Annotated in this window: 14 protein-coding genes and 1 pseudogene; 1 reads left to right on the forward strand and 14 read right to left on the reverse strand. The window is 68.8% G+C overall.

The window, feature by feature from the left end:
• Positions 1 to 6: 6 nt before the first annotated feature.
• The 13 genes from AB0M08_RS15985 to eccCa form a co-directional block, all read right to left on the reverse strand.
• A complete protein-coding gene (locus AB0M08_RS15985; RefSeq protein ID WP_364493157.1) occupies positions 7 to 1,428 on the reverse strand; it encodes a hypothetical protein in 1,422 nt (473 codons plus the stop codon).
• Between the two features lie 57 nt (positions 1,429 to 1,485).
• On the reverse strand, positions 1,486 to 2,865 hold the full coding sequence (locus tag AB0M08_RS15990) for a S8 family serine peptidase (RefSeq protein ID WP_364493159.1): 1,380 nt from the start codon (positions 2,863 to 2,865) through the stop codon (positions 1,486 to 1,488).
• A gap of 29 nt (positions 2,866 to 2,894) precedes the next feature.
• Positions 2,895 to 4,304 carry a hypothetical protein gene (locus tag AB0M08_RS15995; protein WP_364493161.1) on the reverse strand — a complete coding sequence of 470 codons (1,410 nt, stop codon included), beginning with the start codon at positions 4,302 to 4,304 and terminating at the stop codon, positions 2,895 to 2,897.
• A 73-nt stretch (positions 4,305 to 4,377) separates the two neighbouring features.
• Positions 4,378 to 5,796 carry a S8 family serine peptidase gene (locus AB0M08_RS16000; RefSeq protein WP_364493163.1) on the reverse strand — a complete coding sequence of 473 codons (1,419 nt, stop codon included), beginning with the start codon at positions 5,794 to 5,796 and terminating at the stop codon, positions 4,378 to 4,380.
• 30 nt (positions 5,797 to 5,826) lie between these two features.
• On the reverse strand, positions 5,827 to 7,194 hold the full coding sequence (locus AB0M08_RS16005; protein WP_364493165.1) for a WXG100 family type VII secretion target: 1,368 nt from the start codon (positions 7,192 to 7,194) through the stop codon (positions 5,827 to 5,829).
• Positions 7,195 to 7,203: 9 nt separating this feature from the next.
• Positions 7,204 to 7,710: a hypothetical protein gene (locus AB0M08_RS16010; protein WP_364493167.1), complete on the reverse strand. Its 507-nt coding sequence runs from the start codon at positions 7,708 to 7,710 to the stop codon at positions 7,204 to 7,206.
• A gap of 60 nt (positions 7,711 to 7,770) precedes the next feature.
• On the reverse strand, positions 7,771 to 8,052 hold the full coding sequence (locus AB0M08_RS16015) for a WXG100 family type VII secretion target (protein ID WP_364493169.1): 282 nt from the start codon (positions 8,050 to 8,052) through the stop codon (positions 7,771 to 7,773).
• Positions 8,053 to 8,083: 31 nt separating this feature from the next.
• Positions 8,084 to 8,398: a WXG100 family type VII secretion target gene (locus tag AB0M08_RS16020; protein WP_364493171.1), complete on the reverse strand. Its 315-nt coding sequence runs from the start codon at positions 8,396 to 8,398 to the stop codon at positions 8,084 to 8,086.
• A 424-nt stretch (positions 8,399 to 8,822) separates the two neighbouring features.
• Positions 8,823 to 9,197: a YbaB/EbfC family nucleoid-associated protein gene (locus tag AB0M08_RS16025; protein WP_364493173.1), complete on the reverse strand. Its 375-nt coding sequence runs from the start codon at positions 9,195 to 9,197 to the stop codon at positions 8,823 to 8,825.
• Positions 9,198 to 9,206: 9 nt separating this feature from the next.
• A complete protein-coding gene (locus tag AB0M08_RS16030) occupies positions 9,207 to 9,581 on the reverse strand; it encodes a YbaB/EbfC family nucleoid-associated protein (protein ID WP_364493175.1) in 375 nt (124 codons plus the stop codon).
• On the reverse strand, positions 9,581 to 9,916 hold the full coding sequence (locus AB0M08_RS16035) for a hypothetical protein (RefSeq protein WP_364493177.1): 336 nt from the start codon (positions 9,914 to 9,916) through the stop codon (positions 9,581 to 9,583). Before AB0M08_RS16035 ends, AB0M08_RS16030 begins: the two co-directional genes overlap by 1 nt.
• A gap of 8 nt (positions 9,917 to 9,924) precedes the next feature.
• Positions 9,925 to 10,986, reverse strand: coding sequence for a hypothetical protein (locus AB0M08_RS16040; RefSeq protein WP_364493179.1), 1,062 nt, complete (start codon positions 10,984 to 10,986; stop codon positions 9,925 to 9,927).
• 141 nt (positions 10,987 to 11,127) lie between these two features.
• Positions 11,128 to 15,093, reverse strand: a complete 3,966-nt coding sequence (eccCa, locus tag AB0M08_RS16045; protein WP_364493181.1) for a type VII secretion protein EccCa — start codon at positions 15,091 to 15,093, stop codon at positions 11,128 to 11,130.
• Positions 15,094 to 15,205: 112 nt separating this feature from the next.
• Between eccCa and eccD the strand changes: the two genes are divergently transcribed.
• On the forward strand, positions 15,206 to 16,597 hold the full coding sequence (eccD, locus tag AB0M08_RS16050; protein ID WP_364493183.1) for a type VII secretion integral membrane protein EccD: 1,392 nt from the start codon (positions 15,206 to 15,208) through the stop codon (positions 16,595 to 16,597).
• Between the two features lie 83 nt (positions 16,598 to 16,680).
• Here eccD and AB0M08_RS16055 read toward each other — a convergent pair.
• Positions 16,681 to 16,873 (reverse strand): annotated as a pseudogene (locus tag AB0M08_RS16055) (hypothetical protein); the annotation flags it as partial.

A 16,873-nucleotide genomic window follows, 5' to 3' on the forward strand; every position in this document is an offset into this window, starting at 1 on the left:
CAGCTCCTAAGCGCCCAGCACCGGAGGCGCCAGATCATTGTCCGAACCCCACGGATCATCATCCTCATTCAGCCAAGTGCTGTGCTCATCGCCGTCACCAGCGCCCTGACCACCGTGGCCCGCACCGCCCATACCCATACCGGCCGACGCGCCCTTACCCAACGCACCAGCACCAAGGCCAGAACCGGCCAGACCACCGAGACCAGCAGCACCGGCACCAAGACCGCTAGCGGTTCCGGCACCGGACAGACCACCGAGACCAGCGGTACCGCCCCCAGCACCGGAGCCCAGACCACTCGCACCGGAACCGAGACCACCCGCGCCCGCGCCGGTCAGACCCCCACCACCAGCACCGGCAAGACCGCTGCCGAGATCAGGGTCGGTCGTCGATCCCGAGTAATCACTGGAGCTCGGCGAGGTAGTGCCGGTGTCGTACGACGGGCTCGTCGTATCCGGCGTCGTCGTACTCGAACTCGGTATGTCGGTACCCGTGCTGCCATCCGGCACGCTGGTGCCGGTACTCGGGGTATAGCCCTTGGAACTCAGATCCGACGCACCGGTACTGGGCACACCGCCTACGCTGCCGGACGGAGTCGACGAGGTGGGTGTGAACGTTCCGTCACCCAGCTTAGTGTCGCCATACGTCGAGCCGGTGGGCATGCTGTCCATCGTGGTGACGTGTTCGCCGGCCAGTTGCTGGTAGGCGGCCTTCGCCTCGTCGTCCTGGCTGCTGATCCAGTCGCGGAGGTTCTTCTGCGCCCAGTCCCAGCTGAACGTCTCCCGCAACTCGTCGACCCACTTGTTGCTGAAGATCGGCATCAGCGTCTGATAGATCGCGTCCGGACCCAGACCAGCCACATTGCCCGAGTTGATGAAGCCGTCCTTCGCCGCCTTCACCTCATGCGCCATGTCATCCGGGATCGGGATCTTATCGATCGCCGACTCCAGATTGTCAGCCGCGGTGTTGAGGCTGGTGATCACGGGCCGGTGGGTGTCGATCAGATCACCGATCTCCTTCGACACCCCGGTCAGGTGATCGCGGTAGGCGGTGCCCGCGTCGCCCTCCCAGGACTTCAAATCGCCGATACCGTCATCCAGCAGCGCCTTCGCCTGCTCGATACGACTGAAGATGACCTCCCAGACACCAGCGGCACTCCGGATGTGACCCGGCTCCCCCGGGATCACCACCATCGTGATCACGTCTTCCCACGAAGGATCACCCTCGTCGACGTACCGGTCGCCGCCCAGCATGTTCGTCGCCGGGCCCAGGGTTCCGATCGGAATACCCTGCCACCACGCATAACCCTGACTCTTGCCGGCCGCGTTGGTCGGGTCCTTGTACTGGTCGTACGAGTCAGGAATACCAGCGCTGCTGGTCGAATCCCCCGTCAATGCGCTCTCCTCACATGTACCCGGTGCTGCGATCACTCGCGGACATCCACTCGATGTCGTCCGTGATCGGTCTCGGCCTTGCCCGCGGCGGGGCTATCGATTCTGTGGTGGCTGCTGCCCAGGACCCCCGGGCGGCCACTGCTGCTGGCCGGGAGCGGGCTGGGGATAACCGGGCGGCGGCTGCTGACCCGAAATCGGATACTGCTGCTGCGGATACTGCGCTGGCACCGCACCCGGCGGCCCGACCGGATACCCCGGCGGCGGGTAACCGGGCGGCGGCTGCTGAACAGGCGGATAGCTTCCCTGCGGATAACCCGGAGGCTGCTGACCGGGCGGCCAACCGTACCCCGGCGGGCCGGCCGGGCGACGACGCGAGGCAGCCCGAATCACCAGGATCAACACAACCACGATGATGACACCGACACCGATCACCAGAACGCCGCGGGCCTCCGGCGTACCCAGGAAACCGCCTGTCGTGCTGTCACCAGGAGCAGCCACAGACTCGCTCGCCGACGTGTCCGCGACACCGAGCGGGTTGGCGTCGACCGACGCGACATCCGCCGAGACCGCCTTCAGCGCGTTGACCACGCCGTAGCCGTACAGGCCGTCACGACCCTTGTCGCCTTCGTCGGTCGCCGTCTTCAGCAGACGGTTGATCACGTTAGCAGCGCTCATCTTCGGATACTTGGACCGCACCAGCGCAGCGACCCCGGTCACGATGGCAGCGGAGTCACTCGTCGCGCCGCCGGTCGAGTATCCGCTCTCGTACTTCGTACGATCACCGATCGTGACAATGTCCTCCGCGGGCGCGGCCAGCGCCAACTCTGGCCCGTGCGCGGATCCGCTCCAGGCATCACCAGACCGGGTCACGCCGGAGACCGCGACCACACCGGGCACATTCGCCGGTGACTGGACCTCCTCCTTGCCCTGCTCGACGTTGCCCGCGGCGGCGATCACGACGACGTTCTTCGACATCGCATAGGCGAGTGCCTCCGTCTCCGCAGAAGACGTACCTTCGCTCGCGTCCCGGCCCACCGACAGGTTGATGATGTCAGCGCCGTTGTCGACCGCCCAGCGAATGGGCTCCGCAAGCGAGACGGAGCCCTCCGTGTTGATCGCAATCGGCAGGATCTTCACCTTCGGCGCGATACCCAGGGCGTGATCGGCACCGCCGCCTCGGGCCGCGATGATCCCCGTCATCCTGGTGCCGTGGCCCTCCGGATCCGTGTGACCGGCCTGGCTGGACGAGCTGCCGAACGTCTTGCCTTCCAGAACGGCTCCAGCGAGATCCGGGTGACCGGCGTCAACCCCGGAATCGATGACCGCGACGACCACCCCGCTGCCGTCGGCGACCTTCTGAGCCTGCGGGGCCTTGATCTCGTCCAGAAACCATTGGTCCTGCCTGACAGAAGCCGAGGCGGGCAGCGCCGGGACAAGGGCGATGGCCGTCGCAGCCGAGGCTGCGGCGACCATACGCCAACGGGAAATCACGAGTCAGCTCCCTAAACACCCAGCACCGGAGGCGCCAGGTCGTTGTCCGAACCCCACGGATCGCCATCCTCATTCAGCCAGGTGCTGTGCTCCTCGCCGTCACCGGCACCCTGACCACCATGACCGGCACCACCCATACCCATGCCCGCCGACGCACCCTTACCCAACGCACCCGCACCGAGACCCGAACCAGCCAGGCTACCGAGACCCGCCGCACCGGCACCGAGACCACTGGTACCTGTAGCCATACCGGACAGACCACCGAGACCAACCGCGCCACCACCGGCACCGGACCCGAGCCCACCCGCACCGGACCCCAGGCCACCCGCACCAGCACCGGTCAGACCACCGCCACCAGCACCCGCAAGACCACTACCAGAGTCGGGATCGGTCGTCGAACCGGAATAGTCGTTGGAACTCGGCGAGGTAGTGCCGGTGTCGTACGACGGGCTCGTCGTACCCGGCGTCGTCGTACTCGAACTCGGTATGTCGGTACCCGTACTGCCATCCGGCACGCTGGTACCGGTACTCGGGGTATAGCCCTTGGAATTCAAATCCGACGCACCCGTACTGGGCACACCACTAGGCTCGCTAGGGCTGGTCCCCGACGTGACCGGCGTGTATTCCCCGGCACCAGGTTCAGCCGCACTGAAGGAATCACCCAACGGCATGTTGTCCATCGTGGTGACGTGTTCGCCGGCCAGCTGCTGGTAGGCGGCCTTCGCCTCGTCGTCCTGGCTGCTGATCCAGTCCCGCAGGTTCTTCTGCGCCCAGTCCCAGCTGAACGTCTCCCGCAACTCGTCGACCCACTTATTGCTGAAGATCGGCATCAACGTCTGATAGATCGCGTCCGGACCCAGACCAGCCACATTGCCCGAGTTGATGAAGCCGTCCTTCGCCGCCTTCACCTCATGCGCCATGTCATCCGGAATCGGAATCTTATCGATCGCCGACTCCAGATTGTCAGCCGCGGTGTTCAGAGCCGTGATCACCGGACGATGCTGATCAATCAGGGTACCGATCTCCTTCGACACCCCGGTCAGATGCTCCCGGTACGCCGTACCCGCGTCGCCCTCCCAGGACTTCAAATCGCCGATACCGTCATCCAGCAGCGCCTTCGCCTGCTCGATACGACTGAAGATGACCTCCCAGACACCAGCGGCACTCCGGATGTGACCCGGCTCCCCCGGGATCACCACCATCGTGATCACGTCTTCCCACGAAGGATCACCCTCGTCGACGTACCGATCACCACCCAGCATGTTCGTCGCCGGGCCCAGAGTCCCGATCGGAATACCCTGCCACCACGCATAACCCTGACTCTTACCCGCCGCGTCAGTCGGGTTCTCGTACTGATCGTACGAACTAGGAATGCCGGCGCTACTGGTCGAATCCCCCGTCAATGCGCCCTCTCCCCACATGTCCCGGTACTACGATCATTTCACGGATGGAAGCGAACAACCTCCGTGAAAAGGTCTCCGCCCTATGCCGGGGCTATCGGTTCTCCGGCGGCTGTTGCCCGGGGGGCCACGGTGCCTGCTGGCCGGGCGCACCCTGCGGATAACCGGGAGGCGGCTGCTGACCGGGAATCGGATACTGCTGCGGGGGTATCGTCCCGGGCGGATAGCCCGGCGGTGGATAACCCGGCGGCGGATAGCCCGGAGCCTGCTGAACCGGCGGATAGCCCGGAGGCGGATAACCGGGAGCCTGCTGAACCGGCGGGTACCCTGCCGGCGGATAACCGGGAGGCTGCTGGCCCGGCGGCCAGCCGTAGCCCTGCGGCGGAGTGGCCGGGCGACGACGGCTGGCCGCCCGGATCACCAGGATGAACAGCAGAACGATGACGGCGCCCACGACGGCGACCAGCGTGCCGCGCGCCGTCGACGTGCTCAGCAAGCCGCCTGGCGTGCTGTCTCCCTCGGCGACCGGGCCGCCGGTCGAGGACGTGGTCGCCGCGGCCAGTGGGTTGGACTGGACGGAGTCGACGTCCGCCGACAGGGCCTTCGACGCGTTGACCAGGCCGTAGCCGTAGAGCTCGTCGCGGCCCTTGTCGCCTTCGTCGGTGGCGGTCTTCAACAGGCGGTTGATGACGTTGGCGGCGTTCATCTTCGGGTACTTCGCCCGGATCAGCGCGGCGACGCCACTCACGATCGCCGTCGACTCGCTGGTGCCGGTGCCGACGGAGTAGCCGCTGTCGTGCTTCGACCGTTCGGCGGTGGTGACGATCTCCTCCGCCGGGGCTGCGAGCACCGCCTGCGGTCCATGCGCCGAACCGCTCCAGGCATCGTCGGACCGGGTGGTGCCGACGACCGTGATCACACCGGGGACGTTGCCCGGCGAGCTGACCGCCGACCCGGTCTGGTCGACGTTCCCGGCGGCGATCACCACGACGACGTTCTTCGACAGGGCGTACGCGATCGCGGTCCGCTCGTCGGAAGGTGTGCCCTGATCGGCGGGGCGGCCGGCCGAGATGTTGATGACGTCGGCGCCGTTGTCGACGGCCCACCGGATGGGCTCGGCGAGTGAGTCGATGCTGTCCGGCTTCGTGGCGACCGGGAGGATCTTCGCCTCGGGGGCGATGCCGAGCGCGTGACCGCTGCCGCCGCCGCGGGCCGCGATGATGCCCGCCATCCGGGTGCCGTGCCCGTCCGGATCCGTGCGCCCGGCCTTGCTGGACGACGCGAGCCCGAACGTCTTCCCCTCCAGGACCGCGCCGGAGAGATCGGGGTGACCGGCGTCGACACCGGTGTCGATCACCGCGACGACGACGCCGTCACCCTTGGTGACCTTCTGGGCCTGGGGCGCGTCGACCGCGGCGAGGAACCACTGCTGGCCACGGATGGTGTCCGCGGCCGCTGCGGGAAGGGTGGGAACGAGAGCGACGGCCGTCGCAGCCGAGGCCGCGACGGCCATGCGCCAACGGGAAATCACGTATCAGCTCTCCTAGGCACCCAGCACCGGCGGCGCCAGATCATCGTCCGAACCCCATGGATCGTCGTCCTCGTTCAGCCAGGTGCTGTGCTCGTCGCCGTCGCCGGCGCCCTGACCTCCGTGACCGCCGCCGCCCATGCCCATGCCTCCGGTCGCGCCCTTTCCGAGCGCCCCGGCACCCAGGCCCGAGCCGGCCAGACCGCCGAGGCCGGCCGCGCCGGCGCCCAGGCCACTGCCCGCGCCGGCGCCCGACAGCCCGCCGAGGCCCGCGCCCGAACTGGGCAGGCCGCCGACGCCGCCGGCACCGGAACCCAGTCCGCCCGCGCCGGCGCCGGTGAGACCACCGCCGCCCGCACCGGCGAGACCGGAGCCGAGCTCGGGATCGGTGCCGGACCCCGAGTAGTCACCCGTGCTGGGGTAACCCGTGCCGGTGCCCGTGTCGTACGACGGAGTGGTGGTGTCGGGTGTGGTCGTGCTCGAACTCGGAATGCCGGTGCCGGTGCCGGTGCCGGAGGTGGGCACCGTGGTGCTCGGCGTGTAGCCCTTGGTGTTCAGGTCGGACGCGCCGGTGGAGGGCACGCCGCTCGGCACCGTGCCCGGCGTCGTCGGGACCGAGGTCACCGTCGTGTCGCCCGGGTCCAGGTTGGTCAGCTTCTGCCCCTCGGGCATGTTGCTCAGCGTGGTGACGTGCTGGCTGGCCAGTTGCTGGTAGGCCTTCTTCGCCTTGTCGTCCTCGTCGCTGATCCAGTCGCGGAGGTTCTTGCTCGCCCAGTCCCAGCTGAACGCCTCCCGCAACTCGTCGACCCACTTGTTGCTGTAGATCGGGAGCAGGGCGTTGTAGATCCAGTCCGGGCCGATGCCGGTGACCTGGCCCGTATCGAAGTAGTTGGCCTTGGCGGCCTCCACCTCGTGCGCCATGTCGTCCGGGATCGGGATCGCGGTGATCGCCGCCTGCAGGTTGTCCGCCGCGGCGTTCAGGCTGGTGATGACGCTCCGGTGCTTGTCGATCAGCTCGCCCAGGCCGGTCGAGACCTTGGTCAGATGCTCGCGGTACTTGTCACCGGCGTCGCCCTCCCACGTCTCCAGGTCGCCGATGCCGTCGTCGAGAAGGGTCTTGGCCTGCTCGATGCGGCTGAAGATGACCTGCCAGACGCCCGCGGCGCTGCGGATGTGCCCCGGTTCGCCGGGGATGACCACCATGGTGATCACGTCTTCCCAGGACGGGTTCGCCTCGTCGACGTACCGGTCGCCGCCGATGAGGCCGAGGACCGGACCCGCCTGCCACCAGGCGTACCCTTGACTCCTGCCCGTCGCGTCGGTGGGCGTGGTGTACTGGCTGTAGGCGTCCGGGACCGAGCCGCTGGTCAGGTCGTCGGTCATGACATCCCCTTACACCCAGATACCGGTGTCGTCACTCGCCGCCGGCGTCTCGGTGCCGCCGAGGGTGGGGTCCGTCTCCTGGCCGGCAACGGCCTGCGCGTCCTTGGCCGTGTAGCGGCCGGCTTCCAGGAGACGCTCGATGTCCGCCGCGGCGGCGTTGTTGCGCTCCTCCGCGGTCTTGTAGTTCTCAATGATCTTCCGGGTGGCGTCGGCCGCCTTGCCCAGGTGCTCCGCCGTGTTCTTCAGGCTGTCGTGCACCGCCTTGTAGGACGAGTCGTGCTTGGCCTGGATCCCGTACGCGCTGTAGAAGCCGCCGAACACGGTGGCCTGCTTCAGCAGCTTGTAGTCCACGTCGGACATGTCGATGCTCGTCGCGTACCCGAGCTCCTTGCTGATCTGTGGCATGCCACCGACGCAGTACGTCTCGATGAACTCCTGGATCTGCTCGAGCCAGGTCACCGCCTGGTCGAGCTGGGTCAGGTCGACCTTGGTTGGCAACGACGGGTTCTCCGCCATGATCCGCCTTCCTCTCTATCGCCCCCGACACCGAGCCCGGCCACAGCGGCGTCCCCTACATCAGCTCCAGAGGTTGGAGTTGCTCATCTCGGTGTTGACGTAGTTCTCGCGGGCGATGCCGACCGCGTTCCCGATCTCGTTGAGGATCGAGTTGATGTCCTTCACCGCGGCGTCCCAGGCGGCCTGGTGCTGCTGGTAGGCAGCCTGGTCGGAGCCCTCCCAGACGATGCGCTGCAGGCCCGAGCGCAGGGTGTCCAGCTTCTCGTCGATCGCCTTCGAGATGGCGGTCATCTGACCGTGCGCCGACTCCAGCGCCGCGTGATCAACCTTGACCAGAGACATGACGGTTACCTATTCCTTTCCCGGATGCCGATCAGGGGTTGAGGGCAGAGTGGAACTTGTCCAGCATCTGCTCCTGCTCCTCGTCGTTGACCTGGTGCGTGGTGCCGGTCTTGTCGAGCAGGTCGGCGATCTCGTCCATGGCCGTGAGCAGCTTGGCCGAGTCCTCGTTCCAGCGGGTCATCAGGTTCTGGAACCCGGTGGAAGCCTTGCCCTGCCACGCGATGGCGAGGTCGTCGACGACCCCCCAGAGCTTGCGCAGGTCGCCATCGATGTCCTTACGCGTGTTCCGCGTGTCGGTGGCCGCGGTGTGTAGTGTCGCGTGATCGACTTCGAGCGGACCGGTCATCTTTCTCTCACCCCTTTGCATCTTTCGATGGACACGCCGGGGAAACCATGAAAGAGCACGGGGCCCCCGCCGTCCGTGGCAGCAACCGTAGCTGACCACGGCAAGAACATGAACCACCCGGGTCGATACCGGGCCGCTTCCTGTCCCTTTGTCCAGATCATGAAGGTTATGACTATAGAAACATCCGGGATTCTCCATGGATGCCGGATGTAACCACCTGCTCACGCACGCGGACCAAAGCGGACGTTACCGACCCTTGCCCGTACGCACCATCGACGACCGTCATCCCCTTCCGTCCGCCGACACAGACGTATACCCCCCACCGCGCCGGCCGGTTCACCGAGGGATTCCCGGGCACCACGACGGCGCACCCGGTCCCGGCGAGCATCCGCCGGGACCGGGTGCGAACGGGCACGGTACCGGGCTACCCCTCCGGCACGATCCGGCGCAGGCGGGCCAGTTGCTCCGGCTTGAGCAGCCCGGACAGGCCGCTCACCCCTGACGCCTCCAGAACCCGGTCGTTCAGCGCGCCGCGCGCCGCCAGTTCCGCCGCACGAATCGCCTCGGTCACCGCCTCACCGAGCGTGATGTTGTCATATGCCCGCTTCGCGGTGACGTGGATGTCGATGCCGCGCAGAGCACCCATCCCGCTCACGGTCACGGTCACGCCGCCGTCGAGTGCCGTACCCGTGAAGTCCGCCTCGCGGACCTCGCTGATGGCACCTTCCACACGCTGATGGATCCCCTCGGTGTCACCCAGGAACCGCTGCATCTCCGCTGCCAGGTCGTTCGTGTTCACCGTCGTCTCCTAGTAGCGCAGCAGGGTCGTGGGATCGACGCCGACGAGATCGGCCGGCGGCGGCCCGATCCGTTCCTTGAGCTGCTCACTCGCCACGGCCCGGGCCGCGAGAACCGCCGCTTGGCAGGCCTCTCCGAGCGCACCCGCATCGAGATCCCGCATCGCATACGCCGAGATCCGCACTGCCTCCACCCGCCCGGCCAACGTCACCGTGGCGGTCACATACCCTGCGTCATCGGTAGCCTCGACAGTCTCCGCGAACAGCTCGTCGAACCCCCGCCGCATCTCCTGGGCCGCCTCCAGCATCCGGGCCGCCGCACCCGCCTCCGAACTCCGGGAGTAGCGGCGTCCGACGGCCGCGTACGAGGCAAGACGTTCCTCCATCACAGGCTCCAATCCGGGTTGAAGAGCAGATACACGGTGCACATGACCGGAGCCAGGGCAGCCACCATGTAGAGCCACTCCATCGCGCGGCGCATCCGCACGACGAACGGCTGTGCGCCGGGGCCGGTGGCCGTCGGCCGAGAGTGATAGCGAAGGTTCGCGAAGATGGCGAGAGCCACCGCCCCAGCACCGAACATGCAGGCGAAAACGGTACCCCCGCCGCTGGTCCGGGGAGGTTCCTGCATCCGGTCGCTGCCGATCGAGCAGATCGAGATGACCGAGAACGTCACGACGCCGAGGAACGACGCCAGCCAGTTGAACGTGTTTCGGGGCATACCACGGCTCATTGCTTCGCCAGCTTGGGATTGATCCACCCGTCGTTCTCCCACGACTGAATCGCGGTCATCTTCTCCGTGCTCAAGGCGAGGGAATTGACGTGCAGCTTGTCGCCCTTCTGCCCGAGATACGTACTGACCGTCCGCAATGACGTCTGGACCGTCGCGCTGGCGACCGCCATCTCCGCGTAGAGCAAGGCGATCTCGCCGACGAAGACGAGCACCTCGGAGACCCAGGCCGCCGCCCCCGACCACCCGATCGCCTCGCGGGACACCGGTTCCGGGTCGACGGCCGCGGCCTCGATCACCTTGGTGGCGACGATGGTGGCGACGATGTACCCCACGACGACAGCGGACATCACCAAGCCGGTGGCGAGGCAGTTCTGCTTGAGATCGCCCACCAAGTCCTTCAGCGCCCCCAGAGCAGGGCCCAATTGATTGGCGATGAAATCGCTGAAGGCGTCCGCACCGTCGCCCTCCCATTTGGCGTCCGAGGTGATCTTGTTCGCGAGCAACGGCACCTGTACGGCGGCATCGGCGAGGATCGCCTCGAGTTCGGACCAACCACCCTCCGCCTGGAAGTACGGCACGGGATCCCGCAGATTGGCGAGTGCGGCGATGCCAGCGAAGTGCGTGATCAGAGCCGGAATCAGGGCCGATGCCACGAACATCTCGTATGTCAACCACTGCACCGTCCCGATGGCGAGGCCCTCGGCTGCCACGAACCGGGCGGCGTCGCCACCGCTGACCCCACTGGGCATCGGATTGGCCGAGGGGAACTCCGGCGCCGGGATCGGCTTCTCACCGAATGCCTTGGCATTCTCCGAGTCCTGGCCGTCCCAATGGTTGGCCACCCGGACCAACGCGTTACTGACAGAGGTGAGGATGCCACTCACCGCGCGACAGCCCTGGTCAGCCGCACTATAGGCCTGCTCGTACATCTCCTTGAACCCGAAGTCCGTGATCGGAATCGCGGTACCCGGCAGCGCACACTTCGCCAGCGCCTGTTGAGTCTTTCCGCTCAGCTCATCCGCGAAATTCGCGAACGCCGTAGCGCTGTCCCGCAGCACCTGTGTCTCTACTGAAGGCAAACCTGTCCCCTCCCCCGTGGTGAAGATCCGCAGTGTAGGCAGGCCGTCTATGAAATAAGCCGAATCCGCAACGGGGGTTGCCACCGAGCTGGTGGCAACCCCCGTTGCGGGACGCGTACGTCAGGCGGGGACGTCCGGGTCGTTCCAGGCGGTCTGGATGAGGTTGACGCCGTCGCTGCGGCGGACCAGGACGCCGCGGCCGGCCGGCTGCGGGCCCGGGCGGACGTTGCCGAACAGGGCGCCCTCCTCCCGGCTGCCGGACATGATCAGGCCCGGGCTGTCCAGCTCCTTCAAGCGCTGGAGCAGCGGCTCGTACATCGCCCGTGCGGCGCCGCCGGAACGGCGGGCGATGATCAGGTGGAAGCCGACGTCACGGGCCTGCGGGATCAACTCCAGCAGACCCGAGAGCGGGTTGTTGCCGGCGGTGACCACCAGGTCGTAGTCGTCGACCAGGATGTACAGCTCCGGGCCCTTCCACCAGCTGCGGTTGCGCAACTGCTCGGTGGTCACGTTCGGGCCGGGCAGACGCTGGTTGAGCGCGCCGCGGATGCCCTTGACGGCCTCCGTGAGCATCTGGCCCGAGGTGGCGTACTCCAGGAGGTGTCCGCTCTCGACCGCACCCAGCAGGCTGCGGCGGTAGTCGACCAGGACCAGGCGGGCCTCGGCCGGGGTGTACTTCCGGGCGACCCCGCGGGCGATCATCCGGAGCAGGTTGGACTTGCCGGACTGGGCGTCGCCGAAGACGACCAGGTGCGGCTCGGAATCCAGCTCCAGGCGGACCGGCGCGAGGTTCGACTCGTTGAGGCCGATCGGGATGCCCCGGGACGCCGGGTCGACCATCGCGGCCAGCTGGGTGTCCGGCAGCAGGCGGGGCAGCAGCCGTACCTTGGGGGCCGGGGTGTCGTGCCAGGCCGCCTTCGCCTTGCCGACCAGGTCGGCGGTGCCGTCGGCGATGGTCTCGACGTCGTTCGAGCCGTCGATGCGCGGCACGGCGGCGAGGAAGTGCAGCTTGTCCCGGGTCAGACCGCGACCGGGAGCACCCTGCGGGACGTTCTGCGCGGCGCGGCGGTCGACCTCGGACTCCGCCGGGTCACCCAGGCGCAGCTCGAGCTTGGAGCCGAGCAGGTCGCGCATGTTGATCCGGATCTCCGCCCAGCGGGTGGCGGTGATCACCACGTGCACGCCGAAGCCGAGGCCGCGGTTGGCCAGCGTGGTGATGCCCTGCTCCAGCTCCTCGTACTCCTGCCGGAGCGTCATCCAGCCGTCGATCACCAGGAAGACGTCGCCGAACAGGTCGTCCGGCACGCCGCCGGCGGCGCGTTTGCGACGGTACGCCGCGATCGAGTCGATCCGCTGCTCGGTGAAGCGGGTCTCCCTCTCCTCGATCATCGCGTTCACCTCGGCGACGGTACGGCGGACCGCCTCGACGTCGCGGCGCCCGGCCACGCCGGAGACGTGCGGCAGGCCCTCGAGGCTCCGCAGCGCGCCACCGCCGAAGTCCAGGCAGAAGAACTGCACCTCACGCGGGGTGTGGGTGAGCGCCAGCGCGGCCAGCATCGACCGGAGCATGGTGCTCTTGCCGGACTGCGGGCCGCCGACGATGACCACGTTGCCGGCCGCGCCGCTCAGGTCGACGGTGAGCGGGTCGCGACGCTGCTCGTACGGCTTGTCCACCACGCCGACCGGCACGGTCAGCCGTCCGACGCCGGGCCAGCCGGGAGCGACCAGACCGCGGGCGGGATCCACGTGCAGGCCGCCGAGCAGGTCGGTCATGCTCGGCGGGGCCTCCAGCGGGGGCAGCCACACCTGGTGCGCGGCGGGTCCCTTGCCCTCGAGCCTCTCGACGATGACGTCCAGCATCGAGACGAGCTTGCCGGTGCCCGCCTGGTCGTCCGCCGCCTGGGGCTGGACCTGCACCGGGACCTCCGGCATGGGCAGGTGGTCGACGGTGTAGGGCACGATCTGCCGCTGCACCGCCGCCTGCGAGCGCGCGCCCACTCCCGTACGGCGGTAGGGGCCGGAGACGTAGGCGGCGCGGAAGCGCAGCAGGGTGGAGGTGTCCGGCTTGAGGTAACCGTGGCCGGGCGGGTTGGGCAGTTCGTAGGCGTCCGGCACACCGAGCACGATGCGGCTCTCTACCGCCGAGAAGGTGCGCAGACCGATCCGGTACGACAGGTGCGTGTCCAGTCCGCGAAGACGGCCCTCCTCGAGCCGCTGGCTGGCGAGCAGCAGGTGCACGCCGAGCGACCGGCCGAGCCGCCCGATCATCACGAAGAGTTCGATGAAGTCCGGCTTCGCGGAGAGCAGTTCGCTGAACTCGTCACAGATGACCAGCAGGCTGGGCAGCGGGTCGAGCGGCTCACCGTTGGCGCGGGCCTTCTCGTACTCGAAGCGGGAGACGTAGTTGCCGGCCGCCCGCAGCAGTTCCTGGCGGCGGACCATCTCACCGGCGAGGGCGTCCTGCATGCGGTCCACCATGGACAGCTCGTCCTCGAGGTTGGTGATGACCGCGCTGGTGTGCGGCAGGACGTCGAGGGAGGCGAAGGTCGCGCCACCCTTGAAGTCCACCAGCACGAAGTTGAGCTCCTCGGAGGAGTGCGTGATGGCGAGCGAGGCCACGATCGTACGGAGCAGCTCGGACTTGCCGGAACCGGTCGCGCCGATGATCAGGCCGTGCGGGCCCATGCCCTCCTGCGCGGACTCCTTGATGTCCAGCGAGATGACCGACCCGTCCGGGCTCATGCCCAGCGGGATGGCCAGCTTCTCCCGGTTCGGCCGGGGCCGCCAGTTGACCGCCGGGTCGACCGCGCCGGCGTCGCCGATGCCGAGCAGGTCGGGCAGCTCCATGCTGGTGGCCAGCGGCTCGTCGGCCTTGGCCTGCTGGGAGAGGCGGAACGGGGAGAGCTGCCGGGCCAGGCCCTCGACCTGCACGACGGTGAGCGTGTCCGGCTTGCCGAGCGACGTCGAGCGCTTGCCGCGGTCGACGGAGACCGCGTTCTCGGTGACGTCCAGGCAGAGCAGCCAGCGGCCGGCGTCGCGCGGCACCCGGCCGGAGAGGTCGAGGACCGTGGTGGCCTGCGGTCCCACGCCGGCCAGCTGGCAGGTCGGTGCGACCTCGCCGCCGTCCAGGATGACGACCAGGTGCGCGGCGGAGGTGAGCGGCTTCGCCTCGGGGGTGTGCCGGGGCCGGTCGGAGAGGTCGCTGCCGAGCGCGGCCTCCAGCTCGGCCATGGTGTCGTAGACCAGGCGACCGGCACCGGCCGAGTCGGCGAGCCGGTCGGCCTGCGCGTGCGGCAGCCACTTCACCCAGTCCCACTCGCCGCGCCGCTCGGGTGCGGCGACCACGGCGATCCGCAGGTCGTCCGGCGAGTGCAGGACGGTGAGCTGGCCGATCGCGGCGCGGACCAACCCGGCGACGGGCTCCCGGTCACCGCGCAGCACGACCCGGCTGAACGCCCGAAGCTGCAGGGCGAGCGGGAGCTTCGGCACCGCGGAGTGCGCGCGGACGAACCGGCGCAGCGCGATCGCGGTGAGCGGCTCCAGGTCCTCGACCGGCTTGGTCTCCGGGGTGATGATGCCCACGGCCAGCTTCTGCGAGCCGACCGCGATCCGGATCTCGGCGAAGTCGTCGTCGGTGCTGCGACGCTCCCACATCCGGCGCGAGGAGGCGACCGACCAGAGCGCGTCCGGCTCCGGGTGGCGCCACACCAGCGCGGACCGCTGCTGCGCCGCGGCACGGCGGGCCTGGCGGCGCACCTGCGACAGATAGCGCATGTAGTCGCGCCGTTCGGCGTCGAGTTCCGCCTTCTTGTTACCGCCGCCCTGGCCCATCGTGCTGACCGCCATGCCCAGCATGGAGACGCCGAACAGCGCGCCGGCCACGTAGGTGATCGTGCCGCCGCCACGTCCCGCGTACAGGAACGCCATCGCGCCGACACCGCAGACCATCGGCAGGATCATGAGCATCTGCCCGACGCTGCGCGGCAACTGCTCGGGCAGTTCGGGGGGCGATTCGAGAAGAAGTTCGCCCCGCGGAAGCTGCGGCCCTGCCTGGCGTGGCGGTCGGCGGAACACCACCGTACTCACGCTGTGTCCTCCCCTGCTGGACCCATATTCAAGGCCATCGTATGTACTCTGCCCATGTCACCGGGGCCCGGTACCGTCGCCCCGGATGCTGACCTGAAAAAGGAGTCGTCGCGTGGCAAGCAGTACCAGTACCGGGCTCAGCCGGGTCACGATCGTAGCCCCGCACACCCGGGTGGATCTGGCCCTGCCCGCCGACGTCCCGTTGGCGGATCTGCTACCGACCCTGTTGCGGTATGCCGGGGATCGTCTCGGTGACGATCCGTCGGCGATCCAGGGCTGGGCACTGTCCCGGCTCGGGGGCATCACCCTCGATGCCTCCCGTACGCCCGCCCAGCTGGACGTCCGGGACGGCGAGCTGCTCTACCTGCGGCCGCGCGGCACCGACAACCCGGAGCTGGTCTTCGACGACGTGGTCGACGCGGTCGCCACGGCCACCCAGGACCGCGCGGGCCGCTGGCAGCCGGCGACCACCCGGTCGTTCGGTGTGGGCCTCGGCCTGATCGCACTGCTCGCCGGGGTGCTCGCGGTGCTCTTCGCCGGTCCCCCGCAGCTGCCGTCCGGCCTGGTGGGCCTGGGTGTGGCGGCCGCGCTGCTGGTCGGCGCGGTGGTGCTCTCCCGGGCGCTGGCCGACAGCATGACCGCCGTGGCGTTCGCGCTGACCGCGGTGGCCTACGGCGCGGCCGGTGGCCTGCTGCTGTTCGGCGGTGACCGCGCGCTGACCGATCTGGCGTCGCCGCACGTGCTGACCGCGGCCACCGTGGCGCTGCTGATCGTGGCGATCGCCAGCGTCGGTGTCGCGGACACCGCACCGGTCTTCCTGGGCGCGGCCATCTGCGCGGTCGCCCTGGCGGTCGGGTCGCTGATCGCGCTGCTCACCGACTCCGGTGGCGCGGGCGCGGCGGCCGCCATCGCCGCGATCGCACTGAGCGCGCTCCCCTCGATCCCGATGATCGCCTACCGGATGGGCCGTCTGCCGATCCCGTCGGTGCCCAGCGGCCCGGAGGAGCTGAAGGCCGACACGGAGAGCGTGGACGGCGCCGCGGTCCTGGCCGCGAGCCAGCGGGCCGACGGGTTCCTCACCGGCATCCTCTCCGCGATCGCCGTCATCTGCGCGTTCTCCGCGATCGTCGTCTCGACGGTCAGCTACGTCGGTGTCGCCACCGCCGCGGTGCTCGGCATCGTCCTGCTGGCCCGGGCCCGGAGCTTCCGCAGCCGCTCGCAGCGCGTCCCGCTGCTGGTCGCGGGCTCGGTGGCGCTCGCCGCGGCCGCGCTCGGCGGGTACCAGCCCAGCGCCCCGCTGATCCGGCTCAGCCTGGTCCTCGGCGCGCTGCTGCTGCTCGGTCTCTTCAGCATCGGGTACGGCCTGACCCGCGCCGGCCGCAAGACCTCCCCGGTCTGGGGCCGCACCCTGGACATCTGCGAGGTCCTGCTGATCCTCGCGGTGATCCCGCTCGCCGTCTGGGTCAGCGGCCTCTTCGACTGGATCCGCGCCGTCCGCGGCTGATCCACCGGCAGCACCACCGTCCACGACGAGAATCGCCGCCGCCCTGCTGAGCAGGGCGGCGGCGATTTCCGTCGGATCCGGTTCTACCTGGTCGTGCGGGGCATCGTCACGCTCGGCGGGGCCGGGGGCATCGGCGCCTGCGGGGCCCAGGCCTGCGGCGGTACGGCCGGCGGGGTGAAGCCGGGGCCGCTCAGGGCCGGCGGGATCACTCCGCCGAAGGACGGCGGGTGCCACGCCGCGGCGGCGCGGATCGCCGGCGGACGGGCCCGGGGCGCG

This window comes from Actinoplanes sp. NPDC051851, from assembly GCF_040681165.1.
Classification (GTDB): Bacteria; Actinomycetota; Actinomycetes; order Mycobacteriales; family Micromonosporaceae; genus Actinoplanes.

Bases quoted from the DNA above. Each gene is read 5' to 3' on its own strand.
- AB0M08_RS15990 (WP_364493159.1), bottom strand. From the start codon at position 2,865: ATGGTCGCCGCAGCCTCGGCTGCGACGGCCATCGCCCTTGTCCCGGCG.
- AB0M08_RS15995 (WP_364493161.1), bottom strand. From the start codon at position 4,304: ATGTGGGGAGAGGGCGCATTGACGGGGGATTCGACCAGTAGCGCCGGC.
- AB0M08_RS16000 (WP_364493163.1), bottom strand. From the start codon at position 5,796: ATGGCCGTCGCGGCCTCGGCTGCGACGGCCGTCGCTCTCGTTCCCACC.
- AB0M08_RS16005 (WP_364493165.1), bottom strand. From the start codon at position 7,194: ATGACCGACGACCTGACCAGCGGCTCGGTCCCGGACGCCTACAGCCAG.
- AB0M08_RS16010 (WP_364493167.1), bottom strand. From the start codon at position 7,710: ATGGCGGAGAACCCGTCGTTGCCAACCAAGGTCGACCTGACCCAGCTC.
- AB0M08_RS16015 (WP_364493169.1), bottom strand. From the start codon at position 8,052: ATGTCTCTGGTCAAGGTTGATCACGCGGCGCTGGAGTCGGCGCACGGT.
- AB0M08_RS16020 (WP_364493171.1), bottom strand. From the start codon at position 8,398: ATGACCGGTCCGCTCGAAGTCGATCACGCGACACTACACACCGCGGCC.
- AB0M08_RS16030 (WP_364493175.1), bottom strand. From the start codon at position 9,581: ATGGAGGAACGTCTTGCCTCGTACGCGGCCGTCGGACGCCGCTACTCC.
- AB0M08_RS16035 (WP_364493177.1), bottom strand. From the start codon at position 9,916: ATGCCCCGAAACACGTTCAACTGGCTGGCGTCGTTCCTCGGCGTCGTG.